At 60.6% G+C, this 18,415-nt stretch carries 16 protein-coding genes; all 16 read right to left on the bottom strand.

The features are described 5' to 3' along the window. Nucleotides 1-12: 12 nt before the first annotated feature. The 16 genes from nuoL to purB all read right to left on the bottom strand — a co-directional run bounded on the left by nuoL (nucleotide 13) and on the right by purB (nucleotide 18,369). On the bottom strand, nucleotides 13-1,866 hold the full coding sequence (gene nuoL, locus ACXR0M_RS09110; RefSeq protein WP_458831583.1) for an NADH-quinone oxidoreductase subunit L: 1,854 nt from the start codon (nucleotides 1,864-1,866) through the stop codon (nucleotides 13-15). Continuing rightward, complete coding sequence (gene nuoK, locus ACXR0M_RS09105) at nucleotides 1,863-2,171, bottom strand: NADH-quinone oxidoreductase subunit NuoK (protein WP_003180046.1); 309 nt, start codon at nucleotides 2,169-2,171, stop codon at nucleotides 1,863-1,865. The genes nuoL and nuoK overlap by 4 nt, the downstream gene beginning before the upstream one ends. A gap of 3 nt (nucleotides 2,172-2,174) precedes the next feature. Beyond that, nucleotides 2,175-2,675 carry an NADH-quinone oxidoreductase subunit J gene (gene nuoJ / locus ACXR0M_RS09100; RefSeq protein ID WP_007951462.1) on the bottom strand — a complete coding sequence of 167 codons (501 nt, stop codon included), beginning with the start codon at nucleotides 2,673-2,675 and terminating at the stop codon, nucleotides 2,175-2,177. A 9-nt stretch (nucleotides 2,676-2,684) separates the two neighbouring features. Continuing rightward, a complete protein-coding gene (gene nuoI, locus ACXR0M_RS09095) occupies nucleotides 2,685-3,233 on the bottom strand; it encodes an NADH-quinone oxidoreductase subunit NuoI (RefSeq protein WP_075120557.1) in 549 nt (182 codons plus the stop codon). Between the two features lie 11 nt (nucleotides 3,234-3,244). Beyond that, the gene (gene nuoH / locus ACXR0M_RS09090; RefSeq protein WP_003223797.1) at nucleotides 3,245-4,252 is read right to left on the bottom strand and encodes an NADH-quinone oxidoreductase subunit NuoH; all 1,008 of its coding nucleotides are present in this window, start codon (nucleotides 4,250-4,252) and stop codon (nucleotides 3,245-3,247) included. Next, nucleotides 4,249-6,963 carry an NADH-quinone oxidoreductase subunit NuoG gene (gene nuoG, locus ACXR0M_RS09085; RefSeq protein WP_458831582.1) on the bottom strand — a complete coding sequence of 905 codons (2,715 nt, stop codon included), beginning with the start codon at nucleotides 6,961-6,963 and terminating at the stop codon, nucleotides 4,249-4,251. Before nuoG ends, nuoH begins: the two co-directional genes overlap by 4 nt. Before the next feature lie 136 nt (nucleotides 6,964-7,099). After that, complete coding sequence (gene nuoF, locus ACXR0M_RS09080; protein ID WP_458831581.1) at nucleotides 7,100-8,455, bottom strand: NADH-quinone oxidoreductase subunit NuoF; 1,356 nt, start codon at nucleotides 8,453-8,455, stop codon at nucleotides 7,100-7,102. Beyond that, nucleotides 8,452-8,949 (bottom strand): NADH-quinone oxidoreductase subunit NuoE, encoded by a 498-nt coding sequence (nuoE, locus tag ACXR0M_RS09075; protein WP_003223804.1) that lies wholly within the window; start codon nucleotides 8,947-8,949, stop codon nucleotides 8,452-8,454. Before nuoE ends, nuoF begins: the two co-directional genes overlap by 4 nt. 2 nt (nucleotides 8,950-8,951) lie before the next feature. Beyond that, the gene (gene nuoC, locus ACXR0M_RS09070) at nucleotides 8,952-10,736 is read right to left on the bottom strand and encodes an NADH-quinone oxidoreductase subunit C/D (protein WP_458831580.1); all 1,785 of its coding nucleotides are present in this window, start codon (nucleotides 10,734-10,736) and stop codon (nucleotides 8,952-8,954) included. Between the two features lie 73 nt (nucleotides 10,737-10,809). Beyond that, entirely contained in the window at nucleotides 10,810-11,484 is a 675-nt protein-coding gene (locus ACXR0M_RS09065; protein WP_285416146.1) for a NuoB/complex I 20 kDa subunit family protein, read from the bottom strand. Between the two features lie 10 nt (nucleotides 11,485-11,494). Then, nucleotides 11,495-11,908 (bottom strand): NADH-quinone oxidoreductase subunit A, encoded by a 414-nt coding sequence (locus tag ACXR0M_RS09060; RefSeq protein WP_003223812.1) that lies wholly within the window; start codon nucleotides 11,906-11,908, stop codon nucleotides 11,495-11,497. A 635-nt stretch (nucleotides 11,909-12,543) separates the two neighbouring features. Then, nucleotides 12,544-13,869: an isocitrate lyase gene (gene aceA / locus ACXR0M_RS09055; protein ID WP_003223815.1), complete on the bottom strand. Its 1,326-nt coding sequence runs from the start codon at nucleotides 13,867-13,869 to the stop codon at nucleotides 12,544-12,546. Between the two features lie 474 nt (nucleotides 13,870-14,343). Further along, nucleotides 14,344-15,081, bottom strand: a complete 738-nt coding sequence (locus tag ACXR0M_RS09050; RefSeq protein ID WP_458831579.1) for a secretin N-terminal domain-containing protein — start codon at nucleotides 15,079-15,081, stop codon at nucleotides 14,344-14,346. 243 nt (nucleotides 15,082-15,324) lie between these two features. Beyond that, the gene (locus ACXR0M_RS09045; RefSeq protein WP_458831578.1) at nucleotides 15,325-15,750 is read right to left on the bottom strand and encodes a GNAT family N-acetyltransferase; all 426 of its coding nucleotides are present in this window, start codon (nucleotides 15,748-15,750) and stop codon (nucleotides 15,325-15,327) included. Beyond that, entirely contained in the window at nucleotides 15,743-16,912 is a 1,170-nt protein-coding gene (locus tag ACXR0M_RS09040; RefSeq protein WP_458831577.1) for a ribosomal protein uL16 3-hydroxylase, read from the bottom strand. Before ACXR0M_RS09040 ends, ACXR0M_RS09045 begins: the two co-directional genes overlap by 8 nt. Nucleotides 16,913-16,998: 86 nt before the next feature. Further along, entirely contained in the window at nucleotides 16,999-18,369 is a 1,371-nt protein-coding gene (purB, locus tag ACXR0M_RS09035) for an adenylosuccinate lyase (protein WP_230731678.1), read from the bottom strand. Between the last annotated feature and the right edge of the window lie 46 nt (nucleotides 18,370-18,415).

Genomic DNA, 18,415 nt, shown 5'->3' with positions numbered 1-18,415 from the left:
GCAAGGTTCATATCAGACCGCTACCAGCACGATGGCGCCAATAACCAGCACGGCACCAGCCGCCATCGAAGCAGCGTACCAACGCAGTTGACCGGTCTCGGTACGGCTCAGGGCGGTGTGACCACCCTTGGCCATGCGCGGGATCAGACCGATGGTCTGGTCGAGCGGGTCTCTGCGCAGCAGGTGGCTGATCGCAAGGTACGGCTTGACGAACAGTTTGTCGTAGATCCAGTCGAAGCCCCAGGCAGCGAACCACCAGGCCGAAAGGAAACGGCCGATGCCGCTGTTGGCAACTGCCGTCACGAAGCGACGCTTGCCGAGGAACAGCAGGGCCGCCAGCAGGATACCCGCCAGGGCGATGGCGCCCGAAGCGATTTCCAGACTGTGCTTGGCTTCGCCGCCGGCATGCCCGACGCTTTCCGGCAGTACGCCGTGCAGCGGCGGTACGATCATCGCGCCGACAAAAGTCGACAGTACGATGAGCACCGACAGTGGCAGCCAGTGAGCGATGCCGTGACCGGCGTGAGCTTCGGTCTTGGCTTCACCGTGGAAGGTGATGAAGATCAGGCGGAAGGTGTACAGCGACGTCATGAAGGCGCCGACCAGACCGGCATACAGCAGACCGTGGTTGCCGCTGGCGAACGCTTCCCAGAGGATTTCGTCCTTGGAGTAGAAGCCTGCGGTGACCAGTGGCAGAGCGGCCAGCGCAGCGCCGCCGACGATGAAGCTGGCGTAGGCCAGTGGCAGTTTCTTCCACAGACCGCCCATCTTGAAGATGTTCTGCTCGTGGTGGCAGGCAACGATCACCGCACCGGAAGCAAGGAACAGCAGGGCCTTGAAGAAGGCGTGGGTCATCAGGTGGAAAATCGCGCCATCCCAGGCACCCACGCCCAGCGCCAGGAACATGTAGCCGATCTGGCTCATGGTCGAGTAGGCGAGGATACGTTTGATGTCGGTTTGTACCAGCGCGGCGAAACCTGCCAGCACCAGGGTCACACCACCGACGATACCGACCAGGTGCAGGATGTCCGGCGCCAGGGTGAACAGACCGTGGGTACGGGCGATCAGGTAGACACCGGCGGTGACCATGGTCGCGGCGTGGATCAGTGCCGACACCGGGGTCGGGCCGGCCATTGCGTCTGCCAGCCAGGTCTGCAGCGGCAGTTGTGCCGATTTGCCGACAGCGCCACCCAGCAGCATCAGGGTTGCCAGGGTGATCCAGGTGTCGCCGGCCTGGAATTTCTGCGGTGCCAGCACCAGCAGTTCCTGGATGTTCAGCGTGCCCACTTGCTGGAACAGGATGAACAGGCCGATGGCCATGAACACGTCGCCGATCCGGGTCACGATGAAGGCCTTGAGTGCGGCGTTACCGTTGTTGCGGTTGCTGTAGTAGAAACCGATCAACAGGTACGAGCACAGGCCCACGCCTTCCCAGCCGAAGTACAGGAACAACAGGTTATCGCCGAGCACCAGGAACAGCATGCTGGCGATAAACAGGTTGGTGTACGAGAAGAAGCGCGAGTAACCGGCTTCGCCGCGCATGTACCAGGACGCGAACAGGTGGATCAGGAAACCCACGCCCACCACCACGCCGAGCATGGTGATCGACAGGCCGTCGATGTAGAGGGCGAAGTCAGGCTTGAAGCCTTCGACCGCCATCCACTTCCACAGCACCAGGGTGTAGTGACCGCCTTCGGGAGGCGCGACGTTGAATTGCCAGATGACGTAGGCGGCGACAATCGCCGACAAGCCAATGGAACCCACGCCGATCAGTGCCGAGAGGTTTTCCGACCAGCGTCCACGGGAGAACGACAGCAGCAGGAAACCGATGAGAGGGAATACGAAAGTCAGAAAGATCAGGTTCATCCGCGCATCTCACTGGCAGCGTCGATGTCGAGCGTGTGGAAGCGGCGATACAGTTGCAGCAGGATCGCCAAGCCAATACTGGCTTCGGCGGCTGCCAGGCTGATCACCAGGATGAACATGATCTGTCCATCCGGCTGCGCCCAGCGGGCGCCAGCAACGATGAAGGCCAGTGCAGAGGCGTTCATCATCACTTCCAGACTCATCAACACGAACAAAATGTTGCGGCGGACCATCAGGCCGACCAGACCAAGGCAGAACAGGATGCCGGCAACGGCCAATCCATGCTCGAGAGGGATAGCAGGCATGTCTTACTCCTTCGCCTCGTTACGGCCCAAATGGAACGCCGTGACGGCTGCGGCGAGCAGCAGCATCGAGGCGAGTTCGACCACCAGCAGATACGGGCCGAACAGGCTGATGCCCACGGCTTTCGCGTCTACGGTGGTGTGGCCGATGGCCTGGCCGCTCTGGTGAGCGAACAGCACATACAGCAGTTCGGCCAGCAGCAGGGCGGCGAGAATCACCGGTCCTGCCCAGATACCGGGCTTGAGCCAGGTGCGTTCCTGCTGAACCGAGGCCGGGCCGAGGTTGAGCATCATCACCACGAACACGAACAGCACCATGATGGCGCCGGCGTAGGCGATCACTTCCAGCACGCCGGCGAACGGTGCGCCGAGAGCGAAGAAGGTCATGGCCACGGCGATCAGCGAGATGATCAGGTAGAGCAGGGCGTGCACAGGGTTGGTGTTGGTGACCACACGTAGCGTGGACACAACCGCGATACCCGATGCGAAATAGAAAGCGAATTCCATCGTTCTTCCTTAAGGCAGCAAGCTCTTCACGTTGATCGGTTCGGCTTCGTTCTGCGCAGCGCCTTTCGGCTTGCCAGCGATTGCCATACCTGCAACACGATAGAAGTTGTAATCAGGGTTTTTGCCGGGGCCGGAGATCAACAGATCTTCTTTCTCGTACACCAGGTCCTGACGTTTGAACTCGGCCATCTCGAAATCCGGGGTCAGCTGGATCGCGGTGGTCGGACAGGCTTCCTCGCAGAGACCGCAGAAAATGCAGCGCGAGAAGTTGATCCGGAAGAAGTCCGGGTACCAGCGACCGTCTTCGGTTTCAGCTTTCTGCAGCGAGATGCAACCCACCGGGCATGCCACGGCGCACAGGTTGCAGGCTACGCAACGTTCTTCGCCATCGGGGTCACGGGTCAGCACGATGCGACCACGGTAGCGTGGTGGCAGGTAGACCGGCTCTTCCGGGTATTGCAGGGTGTCGCGCTTGCGAAAGCCATGGCCGAAGACCATGACCAGGCTGCGCAACTGGGTACCGGTACCCTTAACGATGTCGCCAATATATTTGAACATGGGTCAAATCCTCACTGAACCGCAACCGCAGGTGTGTTCCACAACACAACCGCAGCGGTTATCAGCAAATTGATCAGGGTCAGTGGCAGGCAGAATTTCCAGCTGAAATCCATCACCTGGTCATAACGCGGGCGCGGAATGGAGGCGCGCAGCAGGATGAACAGCATGATGAAGAACGCGGTCTTCAGTGCGAACCAGACGAAGGACAGTTGCGGCAGGATGCCGAACGGACCGTGCCAGCCACCGAAGAACAGGGTGACCAGCAGCGCCGAGATCAGGATGATGCCGATGTATTCACCAACGAAGAACATGCCCCATTTCATACCGGCGTATTCAATATGGTAACCGTCGGCCAGTTCCTGCTCCGCTTCCGGCTGGTCGAACGGGTGACGGTGAGTCACGGCGACGCCAGCGATGAAGAAGGTACAGAAGCCGAAGAACTGCGGAATGATGAACCACAGGTTCTGCGCCTGGTACTCGACGATGTCGCGCATGTTGAACGAGCCGACCTGGACCACGATGCCCATCAGCGACAGGCCCATGAACACTTCGTACGACACGGTCTGCGCCGAGGCACGCAAGCTACCCAAAAGGGCGAACTTGTTGTTACTCGACCAGCCGGCGAACAGCACCGCGTAGACTGACAGGCCGGCCATGGCGAAGAAGAACAGCAGGCCGATGTTCAGATCCGCCACGCCCCAGGTCGGGGTGATCGGGATGATCGCAAAGGCGATCAGCAGGGCGGACATGGCCACCACCGGTGCCAGGGTGAAGATCACCTTGTCGGCAAACGGCGGAGTCCAGTCTTCCTTGAAGAACATCTTCAGCATGTCGGCGGCGATCTGGAACATGCCGAACGGGCCAACGCGGTTCGGACCGTAACGGTCCTGCCACCAGCCCAGCAGGCGACGTTCGACAAAGCTGAGCAACGCGCCTGCGACCACTACGGCCAGCAGGATCACGATGGCTTTGATGACCGTCAGGATCACATCGATCACTTCAGGGGTGAACCAGGTCATTGCGCTGCCTCCTGCAGACCGTCGACGGACAGACCGGCGAATGCCGGTGGAATGCCGGCGATACCCGCAGGCAAGGCCACCAGACCAGCGCCCAGTTCTTCATTGATGCGCAGCGGCAGACGCAGGGTCTGGCCGGCCACGTTCAGGCTCAGCAGGGCACCGTCATTGACGCCCAGACGATCGGCTTCGGATTTCGCCAGCGCCACGTACGGAGCCGGAATGCGCTCTTGCACCGGTGCGGCTTTCGAAGAGTTCTCTTCGCTGCCGAACAGGTGGAAGAACGGCACGGCCTGCCAGGTGCCCGGCGCCGGGTTGAAGGCGCGCGGTGCGGCAGCGAACCAGTTCAGCGAATCGCCGGTGCTTTCGATCAGGCGGGTGCCCGGGTCGCCAGCACGCAGATGACCACCGACTTCGTCCTGGAACTTGTTCCAGGCTTGCGGCGAGTTCCAGCCCGGCGACCAGGCGAATGGCACTTGCTGCCGTGGTTCAGCCGAACCCGAGTAGCCTTCCATGGAGAAGGCGAACGCGGTGTCCTTGTCTTGCGGGGTGCGCGGTTCGTGAACGCTGATGTCGGCGCGCATTGCGGTTCGGCCGGAGTAACGCAGCGGCTCACGGGCCAGTTTCAGCCCCTTGATGCGGAACGCGGCAGACGGTGCGGCATCGACGATGCGCGCCAGTTGCTCGGTGCTCGAAGCCACGGCAGCGGTGACGTGGTCGAGTTGCGTCCAGTCGATCGGCTGGTTCAGCAGGGTCGAGCGCAGGGCGTGCAGCCAGCGCCAGCCTTCGTGTACCAGAATGCTCGCATCCATGTATTGCGGATCGAAAACCTGGAAGAAGCGCTGGGCGCGGCCTTCCTGGCTGACCAGCGTACCGTCGCCTTCAGCGAAGCTCGCGGCTGGCAGCACCAGTTGCGCGCGGTCGGTGGTGGCGGTCTTCTGATGATCAGCGACGATCAGCACTTGTGCAGCGTTGAGGGCTGCATCGACCTTGGCTTTTGACGTACGGGTGTATAGATCGTTTTCCAGCACGACGATGGCGTCAGCCTTGCCGTCGATTACGGCTTGCAGCGCCGCGTCGACCGATTCGCCACCGAGCATGGCCAGGCCAAGGCTGTTGGCTTCCGGCACGATCAGGCTGATCGAACCGTTCTTCTCGCGCAGCTTCAAGGCTTTGGCGATGTTCGCGGCCGCTTCGATCAAGGCTTTGGAGCCCAGCGAAGTACCGGCGATGATCAGCGGACGCTTGGCCGCGAGCAGGGCATCAGCAATGCGCTTGGCCAGTTCCAGTGCTTCGGCGTCCAGACCTTCAACGGCCGGGGCGCTGGCGTCCAGGGCGTGGGCCACGGCGAAACCGATGCGCGCCAGATCGTCGGGAGCGGCGTGTACACACTCTTCAGCGATGTCGTCGAGCTTGGTTTCAGCGAGGCTGGCGATGAACAGCGGGTTCAGTTCGTGCTGACCGATGTTCTTCACCGCGGCGTCGAGCCACGGCTGAACGCGCATGGCTTCGGCCATGTCTTCGGCTTTGCCCTTGACCGACTGACGCAGGGCCAGCGCCATGCGCGCGGCGGTCTGGGTCAGGTCTTCACCGAGCACGAATACGGCGTCGTGGTCTTCGATGTCACGCATGTTCGGCACCGGCAGCGGGCTGTCTTTCAGCACTTGCAGGACCAGACGGATGCGCTCCAGTTCAGAGGCTTCGATACCCGAGTAGAAGTGCTCGGCGCCGACCAGCTCACGCAACGCGTAGTTGCTTTCGAGGCTGGCACGCGGCGAACCGATACCGACGATGTTGCGCCCGCGCAGCAGGTCGGCGGCTTTATCCAGCGCGGCATCCACGCTGAGTTTGCTGCCGTCGGCCAGCAGTGGCTGACGTGGACGGTCGGTGCGGTTGACGTAGCCATAACCGAAACGGCCACGGTCGCACAGGAAGTACTGGTTCACCGAACCGTTGAAACGGTTTTCGATGCGTCGCAGTTCACCGTAACGCTCGCCCGGGGAGATGTTGCAACCGCTGGAGCAGCCATGGCAGATGCTCGGTGCGAACTGCATGTCCCATTTACGGTTGTAGCGCTCGGAGTGAGTCTTGTCGGTGAACACACCGGTCGGGCAGACCTCGGTGAGGTTGCCGGAGAACTCGCTTTCCAGCACGCCGTCTTCAACGCGACCGAAGTACACGTTGTCGTGGGCGCCGAACACACCGAGGTCGGTGCCGCCGGCGTAGTCCTTGTAGAAACGCACGCAGCGATAGCAGGCGATGCAGCGGTTCATTTCGTGGGAAATGAACGGGCCCAGTTGCTGGTTCTGGTGGGTGCGTTTGGTGAAGCGATAACGGCGTTCGTTGTGGCCGGTCATCACCGTCATGTCTTGCAGGTGGCAGTGACCGCCTTCTTCGCACACAGGGCAGTCGTGCGGGTGGTTGGTCATCAGCCATTCGACAACGCTGGCGCGGAACGCCTTGGATTCTTCATCGTCGATGGAGATCCAGGTGTTGTCGGTGGCCGGGGTCATGCAGGACATGACGATGCGACCACGGGTGTCGTTCTCGTCGGTGTACTGCTTGACCGCGCACTGGCGGCAGGCCCCGACGCTACCAAGCGCGGGGTGCCAGCAGAAATAAGGGATGTCGAGGCCTAGCGACAGACATGCCTGTAACAGGTTGTCTGCCCCGTCGACTTCGAGCGCTTTGCCGTCTACGTGGATAGTGGCCATGGTTCAAAGGTCTTCGTTGGCCCGGTGTCAGCGGGCGTGGCTAATGGAATCTTGTTATCCGTCCGAATCCAGTCAGCCCCGAAAGGCGTCATCGGACGAAAGGCGAAGGGCACGGACCCTTCGCCTTTTTAAGCGTTTACGCGCCGACTACGATCGGCCTTGCCAGAGGCGGGACGGCGGCGCTTGCGGGCGCGATACCGGCTTCGAACTCTGGACGGAAGTATTTGATGGCACTGCCCAACGGCTCCACGGCACCCGGTGCGTGAGCACAGAAGGTCTTGCCCGGGCCGAGGAAGCCGACCAGACCCAGCAGGGTCTCGATGTCGCCTGGCTGACCGCGGCCTTGTTCGATGGCCATCAAGAGCTTGACGCTCCATGGCAGGCCATCACGGCACGGGGTGCAGAAGCCGCACGACTCGCGGGCGAAGAACTGCTCCATGTTGCGCAGCAGGGACACCATGTTGACGCTGTCGTCCACCGCCATGGCCAGGCCGGTACCCATCCGGGTGCCCACTTTGGCAATGCCGCCGGCGTACATTTGTGCGTCGAGGTGTTCCGGCAACAGGAAACCGGTACCGGCGCCACCTGGCTGCCAGGCCTTGAGCTTGTAACCGTCGCGCATGCCGCCGGCGTAGTCTTCGAACAACTCGCGCGCGGTCACGCCGAATGGCAGCTCCCACAGGCCCGGGTTCTTGACCTTGCCGGAGAAGCCCATGAGCTTGGTGCCCATGTCTTCGCTGCCTTCGCGGGCCAGTGATTTGTACCAGTCGACGCCGTCGGCAATGATCGCCGGAACGTTGCACAGGGTTTCGACGTTGTTCACGCAGGTCGGCTTGCCCCACACGCCAACGGCGGCAGGGAAGGGCGGCTTGGAGCGCGGGTTGGCGCGGCGGCCTTCGAGGGAGTTGATCAGTGCGGTTTCTTCACCGCAGATGTAACGCCCGGCGCCGGTGTGGACGAACAGCTCGAAATCGAAGCCGCTGCCCAGAATGTTTTTACCCAAAAGGCCTGCAGCCTTGGCTTCTTCCACGGCACGGTTGAGGTGCCTGGCGGCGGTGGTGTATTCGCCACGCAGGAAGATGTAGCCACGGTAGGTTTTCAGCGCGCGGGCACTGATCAGCATGCCTTCGATCAGCAGATGGGGCAGTTGCTCCATCAGCATGCGGTCTTTCCAGGTGTTCGGTTCCATCTCGTCCGCGTTGCACAGCAGGTAGCGGATGTTGATGGATTCGTCTTTGGGCATCAGGCCCCATTTCACGCCAGTAGGGAAGCCGGCACCGCCGCGACCTTTGAGGCCGGCGTCTTTCACGGTCTGGACGATGTCGTCCTGAGCCATGTCGGCGAAGGCTTTGCGCGCTGCGGCGTAACCGTTCTTGGCCTGGTATTCGTCGAGCCACACGGCTTCGCCGTCGTCACGCAGACGCCAGGTCAGCGGGTGAGTCTCGGCCGAACGCTTGATGCGGTTGGCGGGACCGAAAGATGTCAGGGTCATACGTAGCCCTCGAGCAGTTTGGCCACGCCGGCAGGTTGCACGTCGCCAAAGGTGTCGTCGTCGATCATCAGCGCCGGCGCCTTGTCGCAGTTGCCGAGGCAGCAGACAGGCAGCAGGGTGAAACGACCGTCGGCGGTGGTCTGACCCAGGCCGATGCCCAGATTGTTCTGGATTTCGCTGACCACCGACTCGTGGCCACCGATGTAGCAGACCATGCTGTCGCAGACGCGAATGATGTGACGGCCGACCGGCTGACGGAAGATCTGGCTGTAGAACGTCGCCACGCCTTCAACGTCGCTGGCCGGGATGCCGAGGATCTCGCCGATGGCATAGAGGGCGCCATCCGGCACCCAGCCGCGTTCCTTCTGAACGATCTTCAGGGCTTCGATCGACGCCGCGCGCGGGTCTTCGTAGTGATGCAGCTCGTGCTCGATGGCCGAGCGCTCGGTTTCACTCAAGGTGAAACGGTCTGTCTGGATAAGCGTGCTGTTCATGCTTAGCGGTCCACGTCGGCCATAACGAAGTCGATACTACCCAGGTACGCAATCAAGTCCGCGACCATGCTGCCTTTGATCACCGAAGGGATCTGTTGCAGATGCGGGAAGCTCGGAGTGCGGATCCGGGTACGGTAGCTCATGGTGCCGCCGTCGCTCGTCAGGTAATAACTGTTGATGCCCTTGGTCGCTTCGATCATCTGGAAGGATTCGTTGGCCGGCATCACCGGGCCCCACGAAACCTGCAGGAAGTGCGTGATCAGGGTTTCGATGTGCTGCAGCGTGCGCTCTTTCGGCGGCGGCGTGGTCAGCGGGTGATCCGCCTTGTACGGGCCTTCCGGCATGTTGCGCAGGCACTGGTCGATGATCTTGATGCTCTGGCGCATCTCTTCGACGCGGACCATGCAGCGATCGTAGGCATCGCCGTTGGCGGCCAGCGGTACTTCGAACTCGAAGTTCTCGTAGCCGGAGTACGGACGCGCTTTACGCAGGTCGAAGTCGCAACCGGTCGAACGCAGGCCGGCACCGGTGACGCCCCACTCGAGGGCCTCTTTGGTGTTGTACTGCGCAACGCCGATGGTCCGGCCTTTGAGGATGCTGTTCTGCAGGGCGGCCTTGGTGTATTCGTCGAGGCGCTTTGGCAGCCATTCGACGAAGTCTTTCACCAGTTTGTCCCAGCCGCGCGGCAGGTCGTGGGCCACACCGCCAATGCGGTACCAGGCCGGGTGCAGACGGAAACCGGTAATGGCTTCGATCACCGTGTACGCCTTCTGGCGGTCGGTGAAGGTGAAGAACACCGGGGTCATCGCACCGACGTCCTGGATGTAAGTCCCGAGGAACAGCAGGTGGCTGGTGATGCGGAAGAACTCGGCCATCATGATGCGGATGACGTCGACCTTCTCCGGCACCTTGATCCCGGCGAGTTTCTCGACCGAAAGCACGTACGGCAGGTTGTTCATCACGCCGCCGAGGTAGTCGATACGGTCGGTGTACGGGATGAAGCTGTGCCACGACTGACGCTCGGCCATCTTCTCGGCACCACGGTGGTGGTAACCGATGTCCGGCACGCAGTCGATGATCTCTTCACCGTCCAGCTGCAGAATGATGCGGAACGCACCGTGCGCCGAAGGGTGGTTCGGGCCGAGGTTGAGGAACATGTAGTCCTCGTTGGCCCCGGAACGCTTCATGCCCCAGTCTTCAGGGCGGAAGCGCGCGGCTTCTTCCTCGAGCTGCTGCTTGGCCAGGTTGAGGCTGAACGGATCGAATTCGGTGGCGCGCGCCGGGAAGTCCTTGCGCAGCGGGTGACCTTCCCAGGTCGGCGGCATCATGATGCGCGACAGGTGCGGGTGGCCTTTGAAGTCGATGCCGAACATGTCCCAGACTTCTCGCTCGTACCAGTTGGCGTTCGGCCAGATGCTGGTGACGCTTGGCAAGCTCAGGTCGCTTTCGGACAAGGCGACTTTGATCATCACGTCACTATTACGCTCGAGCGACATGAGGTGATAGAACACGGTGAAATCGGCGCCGGATGGCAGCCCTTGACGCTTGGTGCGCAGACGCTCGTCCACGCCGTGCAGGTCATAGAGCATGACGTACGGCTTGGGCAGGTTGCGCAGGAAGGTCAGGACTTCAACGAGTCTGGCGCGCGCCACCCACAGCACCGGCATGCCGGTGCGGGTCGGCTGAGCGGTGAACGCTTCGGCGCCAAAACGGTTGTTCAATTCGACGACCACATCCTGGTCGTCTGCCTTATAAGGCGGGATGTACAGAGCGCTGCCTGTAGTCATGGTTATTTTTTCGCTTTCGGTCAACGTAAAGAATGAAGCCAGCTTCTCGTTTCTATTTCAGAACAGATCTGGATCAGACTTCGTCAGGGCTGCGCAGGTTGGTTACCTGAATACGCTGTTCGCGGCGCTGTTCCTTTTGCGAAGGCATGTCGGCGCGATAAACGCCTTGATCACCAACGACCCAGGACAGTGGACGACGCTCCTGGCCAATCGATTCCTGCAACAGCATCAAGCCTTGCAGAAATGCTTCTGGACGGGGCGGGCAGCCAGGTACGTAGACGTCCACGGGCAGGAACTTGTCCACCCCCTGAACCACGGAGTAGATGTCGTACATGCCACCGGAGTTGGCGCACGAACCCATGGAGATCACCCACTTCGGCTCGAGCATCTGCTCGTAGAGACGCTGAATGATCGGCGCCATCTTGATGAAGCAGGTACCGGCGATCACCATGAAGTCGGCCTGACGCGGTGATGCCCGGATAACTTCGGCGCCAAAGCGCGCGATGTCGTGGGGCGCCGTGAAGGCGGTGGTCATTTCCACGTAGCAGCACGAAAGGCCGAAGTTGTACGGCCACAGGGAGTTTTTACGCCCCCAGTTGACCGCGCCACTCAGCACGTCTTCGAGCTTGCCCATGAAAATGTTTTTGTGGACTTGATCCTCTAACGGATCGGCAACGGTTTCCCGCTGGCCAATCGGATACTGCTCGTTAGGAGCATCGGGGTCGATTCGGGTGAGATTGTATTGCATTGCCAAAGCCTCATTGTTTCAGCTTCGCCTGCCGCTTGCGACGAGCTTCCGGAGCCCAGTCAAGGGCGCCCACTCGGAACAGGTAGACAAGACCTGCCAACAGAATTGCTATGAAAACGAGAGCTTCGACGAATCCGGTCCAGCCGCTTTCGCGGACGGACACAGACCATGCAAAGAGAAAGAGGGCTTCGATATCGAAGATCACGAACAGCATCGCGACCAGATAGAATTTGGCTGAGAGCCGCAAGCGGGCGCCACCGGTAGGTAGCATGCCGGACTCGAACGGTTCGTTTTTGCTGCGGCCCCAGGCTTTTGACCCAAGGAGGCTGGAGACGCCAAGCATGAAGGCACACAGGCCGACGACACCCAGAAGGAAAATGGCAAAGCCCCAGTTGTGGGCCATGAGTCCTGTCGCTTCGGGCATGCTGGTAATCCTTAACAGAGAGCAAAGGTCTCTGAGCTTGATAAAGAAATAGGCAGTGACGATATGTCGCAGCAATCAATCGGGCTGATTTTATGGCTAAACACCCGGCAAGTAAAATTCCTATAGCGAAATTATTTATTGGAATAAGGACATAGCACACCTCCATTGCCCTGCAGCCCATGCGTTGCGGGCATTAGCCGGGTTTGTGCGAATTATGTTTTGTAGGAAATGTAACGAACATAGTTGCTGCTAAATGATAATTGATATCGTTTGCGTGGGTTTTGTAACTGTTTAGCGGTGCAGTAAGCAGAAAGTTGTCTTATATGCCTGTTACTGCAAGTAGCGGTGGCGCCCGTTTTAGCCGATTTTTGTGACGTGGGTACTGGTCTGGATCAATGTTTTGTCCGCACCACGCCGATCCATGTAGGAGCTGCCGCAGGCTGCGATCTTTTGATTCTGCTTTTGATTCTGCAAAAACAAGATCAAAAGATCGCAGCCTGCGGCAGCTCCTACAAGGGCGCGGGTGGTTTTCTGTGGGCAAAAAAACGCCCCGAACCAGTCGGGGCGTCAGTCTTGCGGCTCTGCGGTTAGCTTTCTATTCGATCCGCAAAGGCCGTTTGCTCAGCGAAGCCGAATCAGTGGAACTGTTCTTCTTCGGTCGAACCGGTCAGCGCGGTCACCGAGGACGAGCCACCCTGAATCACGGTGGTCATGTCGTCGAAGTAGCCGGTGCCCACTTCCTGCTGGTGCGCCACGAAGGTGTAACCCTTCGCGGCATCGGCGAATTCCTGCTCCTGCAGCTTCACGTAGGCAGTCATGTCGTTGCGGGCGTAGTCGTGCGCCAGGTTGAACATGCTGTGCCACATGTTGTGAATGCCGGCCAGGGTGATGAACTGGTGCTTGTAGCCCATGGCGGACAGTTCGCGCTGGAACTTGGCGATGGTCGCGTCGTCCAGGTTTTTCTTCCAGTTGAAGGAAGGCGAGCAGTTGTACGACAGCAGTTGGTCCGGGTATTCCTTCTTGATCGCTTCGGCGAAGCGACGGGCTTCTTCCAGATCCGGCTTGGCGGTTTCGCACCAGATCAGGTCGGCGTACGGCGCGTAAGCCAGACCACGGGCGATCGCCTGGTCCAGACCGGCGCGAACCTTGTAGAAACCTTCCTGAGTACGCTCGCCAGTCACGAACGGCTGGTCGTACGGATCGCAGTCCGACGTCAGCAGGTCAGCGGCATTGGCGTCGGTACGGGCCAGGATGATGGTCGGAGTACCGGCAACGTCAGCAGCCAGACGCGCAGCGGTCAGCTTCTGTACGGCTTCCTGAGTCGGAACCAGTACTTTACCGCCCATGTGACCACACTTCTTCACGGAAGCCAGTTGGTCTTCGAAGTGCACGCCGGCGGCGCCTGCCTCGATCATGCTTTTCATCAGTTCGTAGGCGTTCAGCACGCCGCCGAAACCGGCTTCAGCGTCAGCCACGATTGGCGCGAAGTAGTCGATGTAGCCTTCGTCGCCCGGGTTCTTGCCGGCTTTCCACTGGATCTGGTCGGCACGACGGAACGAGTTGTTGATGCGCTTGACCACGGTTGGAACGGAGTCCACCGGGTACAGCGACTGGTCCGGGTACATCGATTCGGCGGAGTTGTTGTCCGCAGCCACCTGCCAGCCCGACAGGTAGATCGCCTGGATCCCGGCCTTGACCTGCTGAACAGCCTGGCCACCGGTCAGGGCGCCCATGCAGTTGACGAAATCTTTCTCTGGGCGGAAGGACGGCTTGGCACCCTGGGTCACCAGGTTCCACAGCTTCTCGGCGCCCATTTTTGCAAAGGTGTGCTCAGGTTGAACCGAGCCACGCAGACGGACGACGTCAGCAGCGGAGTAAGTGCGAGTCACGCCTTTCCAGCGCGGGTTTTCAGCCCAGTCTTTTTCAAGGGCTGCAATTTGCTGTTCGCGTGTCAGTGCCATGGAGATAAACCTCGTCGCGTCTTTATGAAAAGTTGTTCTGCGGTGGAAAATTCCTTGCGCTCGCTGACCAGAAGCTTAGGTGGTCAGGTCGGGTTCGGCGGGGCAGGCGACGGGATGAACGATGGGCTCGAGGGGAAGTGAGCAGGTAGTGGCGGACTGCGGGCGCATTCGGGCGTCGTGGGCCTTTATACGAACTACAGCATGGAGCCGGGTTACCTAATTACGCTTCCGTCCCTCGGGACAACTTCGTTCCAGTCGACAACCACGTCAAACACACCTTGTGGGCGGTACAGACACGATGCGGTTCGCGGGGTAGGTGCGAACAGCGCTTCGAAGGCCCTTGCCAGGGCCTCTGATTAGCGGGAGCGAGGCCATCATGCCCGCGCTTTTTTGCCTCGTCAAACGTTTTGTAGTGCTTTTTTTAAAGCACTACATCTTTCGTCTAATACGACTAATCAGTCAGTTTTCGGTGCTTTAGTCCAAGGCGTCGACTTTCACCCGCAACGTCATGTCATCCCGGCCTTGAGTCGAGTAGCTGCGGCTCTGGCTCTGTTTGTCGGCCTGGGTTTCACGGTTTACCCCAGCGAGGGTAATCCATTCGCCGAGGCGTCCGCTGACCGTTGTGTCGGTACTTTGTACGTTCACTACATCGGGACGTTCCTGGCTCATGCGGTCACGGTTGGTACTGATCGCCAGGTGAACGATGTCGCCGGTGACGCTGGCAGTGACATAGAAACCCTGGGTGACGTTGCGGTATTGCGTCTGGCTGCTGTAATCGCCGTACGAATTGCTCTGGCTGCTGGTGATCGGCACGCTTTGACCGACCTGGATCAGCGCCGGTGTGCCTTCGCTGGTCTGAACCTGCTGAATGCCGCCGTCACGGCTGGCGGTGCTGTAGTTGATGATCCGGGTCTGCTGGTCGCCGGTGTTCTGCTGGTTGTTTTCGTTGGTGTCGACGGTGATCAGCAGGCGTTTGGGGGCGGTGTCGAGTTGGGTGATCAGCGCCTTCAGCTCCTGAATCTTGTCCGGCTCGGCCTTTATGATCAGTTGATTGCCATAGGCACTGGCCTGACCGTCCTTGCCTAGAAAATCCTGGGCCATCGGCAGCATGTCGGCGCTGGTGCGGTACTTGAGGGGCACGATTTCTGTGGCTGCCATCACCGACAGGCTGCAGCCGAGCAGCAGGGTGGTGAGCAGGGTGCGTAGGGACATGTCCGTTATCTCCGCTTTCGAAAGGCTTGATATTGCCAGTTTGTCGGCCCAGGGTGGGGCAAGTTGAATCGTAGACAGCAAAACGCCCCGGCATCCGAGAATGGCGGGGCGTTTTGTGGTGTTCTGAAGGGCCTCTTCGCGAGCAAGCCCGCTCCCACATATGATCTCTGCTGGGCACAAAATCTGCGTTCGCGGGAGATTTCCTGTGGGAGCGGGCTTGCTCGCGAATGCCGCGACGCAGACTTATGCCGAATGCCGAACCATATCGACATGCGGAATCCCCGCTTCGAGGAATTCCTCGCTGACCAGGCTGAAACCCAGGCGCTCGTAGAACGCCGTGGCCTGCACCTGCGCGCTGAGCATTTGCTGCTGCAGGCCACGTTCTTCAGCTTCAGCGATGACCGCTTGCATCAGCGCATCGCCGACCTTCATCCCGCGCCAGTCCTTCAGGACCGAAACCCGACCAATGTGCCCGTCGGGCAAGAGGCGGGCGGTGCCGATCGGAAAGTCGCCTTCGAACGCCAGAAAATGCACGGCGGTCGCGTCGTCGGCGTCCCATTCCAGCTCGGGTGGCACCGATTGTTCGGCGATGAACACCGTTTCACGAATGCGCCGGATCTCGGCGTTGTCCTTTTGCCAGTCTGCGACACGTACGCGAATCTTATTCATCGGCAAATCCCAGGCTGCCCTGTTTCACCAGTTGGCACAGCAGGCCGCGGCCGTCTTCGTCGTCCAGCCAGGCGCCGAGGTTGTCGACGTGCAGCGCATCGGCGGCGCAGATCATCTTCAATAGCTCGCGCAGCTTGCCCGGCAGGTAACGGCTCTGGCCGCTGGCGAACAGCAGCAGATCGTCATCGACTTCCGACCAGGCCAGGCGCGCGCTCGGGTTGCGGATCAGTACCGCGCCGTCTTGCAGGGCGTTGAGGAAGTCGTCTTCTTCGACGTCCTCCGGGCCGACCACCAGTTCCGGGTAGCGCGGCTCGGTCATGTACTGACCGAACCAGGTCAGCAGCAGACGCTCGTCGCTCATGTGTTCGGCGAGCAGGCTTTTCAGACGGTCCAGCGCATCGTGCTGAATCTGATGCGGATCGGCGGCTGGCTGCGCGTCGGCATCGGTGTAGCGCTCTTCGTCCGACAGGAACTGGCTGAGGAAGTCGGTGAAGTGGGTCAGCACTTCCGCTGCGCTTGGAGCACGGAAACCGACCGAGTAGGTCATGCAGTTGTCGACGGCGATCCCGCAGTGGGCCAGGCGCGGCGGCAGGTAGAGCATGTCGCCCGGCTCCAGTACCCATTCTTCGGTCTGGTGGAATTCGGCGAGGATGCGCAGATCGGCGTGTTGCAGCAGCGGGCTGTCGGTGTCGCACATCTGGCCGATTTTCCAGTTGCGCTTGCCGTGGCCTTGCAGCAGGAACACGTCGTAGTTGTCGAAGTGCGGGCCGACGCTGCCACCTGGGGCGGCGAAGCTGATCATCACGTCATCGACGCGCCAGCTCGGCAGGAAGCGGAAGTTCTCCAGCAGCTCGCTGACTTCTGGCACGAATTGGTCAACGGCCTGAACCAGCAGGGTCCACTCTTTTTCCGGCAGTTTGCTGAACTCGTCTTCAGCAAACGGGCCGCGACGCAGCTCCCATGGGCGCTCGCCGTGCTCGATCACCAGGCGCGACTCGACCTCTTCTTCCAGGGCCAGGCCCGCCAGTTCGTCGGCGTCGATCGGGCTTTCGAAGTCAGGGATGGCCTGACGGATCAGCAGCGGCTTTTTCTGCCAGTAATCGCGCATGAATTCGCGCGCTGTAAGACCGCCCAGGAGTTGAAGAGGAGTATCAGGATTCATGTGTAACCTATTGAAAAAAAGCATTTTTCAGACGGGAATAAAAACGCCCGGCGCGGCCGGGCGTCTCAAACGGGTCAAGCGGTGAATCAGATTCGTCTGGCTTGCGCTACAGCGTTGCCGATGTAGTTGGCCGGGGTCAGCTGTTTCAGCTCGGCTTTCGCGGCGGCTGGCATGTCCAGGCCGTCGATGAAAGTCTGCAGCGCTTCCGGGCTGATGCCCTTGCCGCGGGTCAGTTCTTTCAGCTTTTCGTACGGGTTTTCGATGTTGTAACGGCGCATCACGGTCTGGATCGGCTCGGCCAGGACTTCCCAGCAGGCGTCCAGGTCGGCAGCGATCTTGTCAGCGTTGAGTTCGAGCTTGCTGATGCCTTTGAGGCTCGCTTCGTACGCGATCACGCTGTGGGCGAAGCCGACACCGAGGTTGCGCAGCACGGTGGAGTCGGTCAGGTCGCGCTGCCAGCGGGAGATCGGCAGTTTGCTCGCCAGGTGCTGGAACAGCGCGTTGGCGATACCCAGGTTGCCTTCGGAGTTTTCGAAGTCGATCGGGTTGACCTTGTGCGGCATGGTCGACGAACCGATTTCGCCGGCGATGGTGCGCTGCTTGAAGTAACCCAGGGAGATGTAGCCCCAGATGTCACGGTCGAAGTCGATCAGAATGGTGTTGAATCGCGCGATCGCGTCGAACAGCTCGGCGATGTAGTCGTGCGGCTCGATCTGCGTGGTGTACGGGTTGAAGCCCAGACCCAGCTCGTCTTCGATGAAGGCGCGGGCGTTGGCTTCCCAGTCGATCTGCGGGTAGGCCGACAGGTGTGCGTTGTAGTTGCCCACGGCGCCGTTGATCTTGCCCAGCAGCGGTACGGCAGCGACTTGCGCGATTTGCCGCTCAAGACGGTAAACCACGTTGGCCAGTTCTTTGCCCAAGGTGGTCGGCGAGGCTGGCTGACCGTGGGTGCGCGACAGCATCGGCACGTCGGCGAAACGGATCGCCAGTTCGCGGATGGCGTTGGCGGTCTGGCGCATCAGCGGCAGCATCACGTCGTCACGGCCTTCGCGCAGCATCAGGGCGTGGGACAGGTTGTTGATGTCTTCACTGGTGCAGGCAAAGTGGATGAATTCGCTGACCTTGGCCAGCTCCGGCAGCTTGGCCGCCTGCTCCTTGAGCAGGTATTCGATCGCCTTGACGTCGTGGTTGGTGGTGCGCTCGATCTCTTTGACGCGCTCGGCGTGCTCCAGCGAGAAGTTTTCTGCCAGTTCATTGAGAACGGCGTTGGCCTCGGCGGAGAAGGCTGGCACTTCCGGGATACCGGCGTGGGCAGCCAGGCGCTGGAGCCAGCGCACTTCAACCAGGACGCGGGCACGGATCAGGCCGTACTCGCTGAAAATCGGGCGCAGGGCCTGGGTTTTGCCGGCGTAGCGGCCGTCAACAGGGGAAACCGCAGTGAGCGAAGAGAGCTGCATGGGGTGTTCTCGGACAGTCGGGCAACGAAATGGGGCGCGTATCATA

It is taken from the genome of Pseudomonas sp. Eth.TT006 (genome assembly GCF_054456575.1).
Note: the sequence above shows the minus strand (reverse complement) of the source record. Positions and strands in the feature narration are given on the sequence as shown.

What these genes read in the sequence shown, in the direction of transcription:
- nuoG (WP_458831582.1), bottom strand. Translation starts at nt 6,963, where the DNA reads ATGGCCACTATCCACGTAGACGGCAAAGCGCTCGAAGTCGACGGGGCA.
- purB (WP_230731678.1), bottom strand. Translation starts at nt 18,369, where the DNA reads ATGCAGCTCTCTTCGCTCACTGCGGTTTCCCCTGTTGACGGCCGCTAC.
- nuoC (WP_458831580.1), bottom strand. Translation starts at nt 10,736, where the DNA reads ATGACTACAGGCAGCGCTCTGTACATCCCGCCTTATAAGGCAGACGAC.
- ACXR0M_RS09050 (WP_458831579.1), bottom strand. Translation starts at nt 15,081, where the DNA reads ATGTCCCTACGCACCCTGCTCACCACCCTGCTGCTCGGCTGCAGCCTG.
- nuoJ (WP_007951462.1), bottom strand. Translation starts at nt 2,675, where the DNA reads ATGGAATTCGCTTTCTATTTCGCATCGGGTATCGCGGTTGTGTCCACG.
- ACXR0M_RS09065 (WP_285416146.1), bottom strand. Translation starts at nt 11,484, where the DNA reads ATGCAATACAATCTCACCCGAATCGACCCCGATGCTCCTAACGAGCAG.
- ACXR0M_RS09040 (WP_458831577.1), bottom strand. Translation starts at nt 16,912, where the DNA reads ATGAATCCTGATACTCCTCTTCAACTCCTGGGCGGTCTTACAGCGCGC.
- nuoH (WP_003223797.1), bottom strand. Translation starts at nt 4,252, where the DNA reads ATGACCTGGTTCACCCCTGAAGTGATCGATGTGATCCTGACGGTCATC.
- nuoL (WP_458831583.1), bottom strand. Translation starts at nt 1,866, where the DNA reads ATGAACCTGATCTTTCTGACTTTCGTATTCCCTCTCATCGGTTTCCTG.
- nuoF (WP_458831581.1), bottom strand. Translation starts at nt 8,455, where the DNA reads ATGACCCTGACATCTTTCGGTCCCGCCAACCGCATCAAGCGTTCGGCC.
- ACXR0M_RS09045 (WP_458831578.1), bottom strand. Translation starts at nt 15,750, where the DNA reads ATGAATAAGATTCGCGTACGTGTCGCAGACTGGCAAAAGGACAACGCC.
- nuoI (WP_075120557.1), bottom strand. Translation starts at nt 3,233, where the DNA reads ATGTTCAAATATATTGGCGACATCGTTAAGGGTACCGGTACCCAGTTG.
- nuoK (WP_003180046.1), bottom strand. Translation starts at nt 2,171, where the DNA reads ATGCCTGCTATCCCTCTCGAGCATGGATTGGCCGTTGCCGGCATCCTG.
- aceA (WP_003223815.1), bottom strand. Translation starts at nt 13,869, where the DNA reads ATGGCACTGACACGCGAACAGCAAATTGCAGCCCTTGAAAAAGACTGG.
- nuoE (WP_003223804.1), bottom strand. Translation starts at nt 8,949, where the DNA reads ATGAACAGCACGCTTATCCAGACAGACCGTTTCACCTTGAGTGAAACC.
- ACXR0M_RS09060 (WP_003223812.1), bottom strand. Translation starts at nt 11,908, where the DNA reads ATGCCCGAAGCGACAGGACTCATGGCCCACAACTGGGGCTTTGCCATT.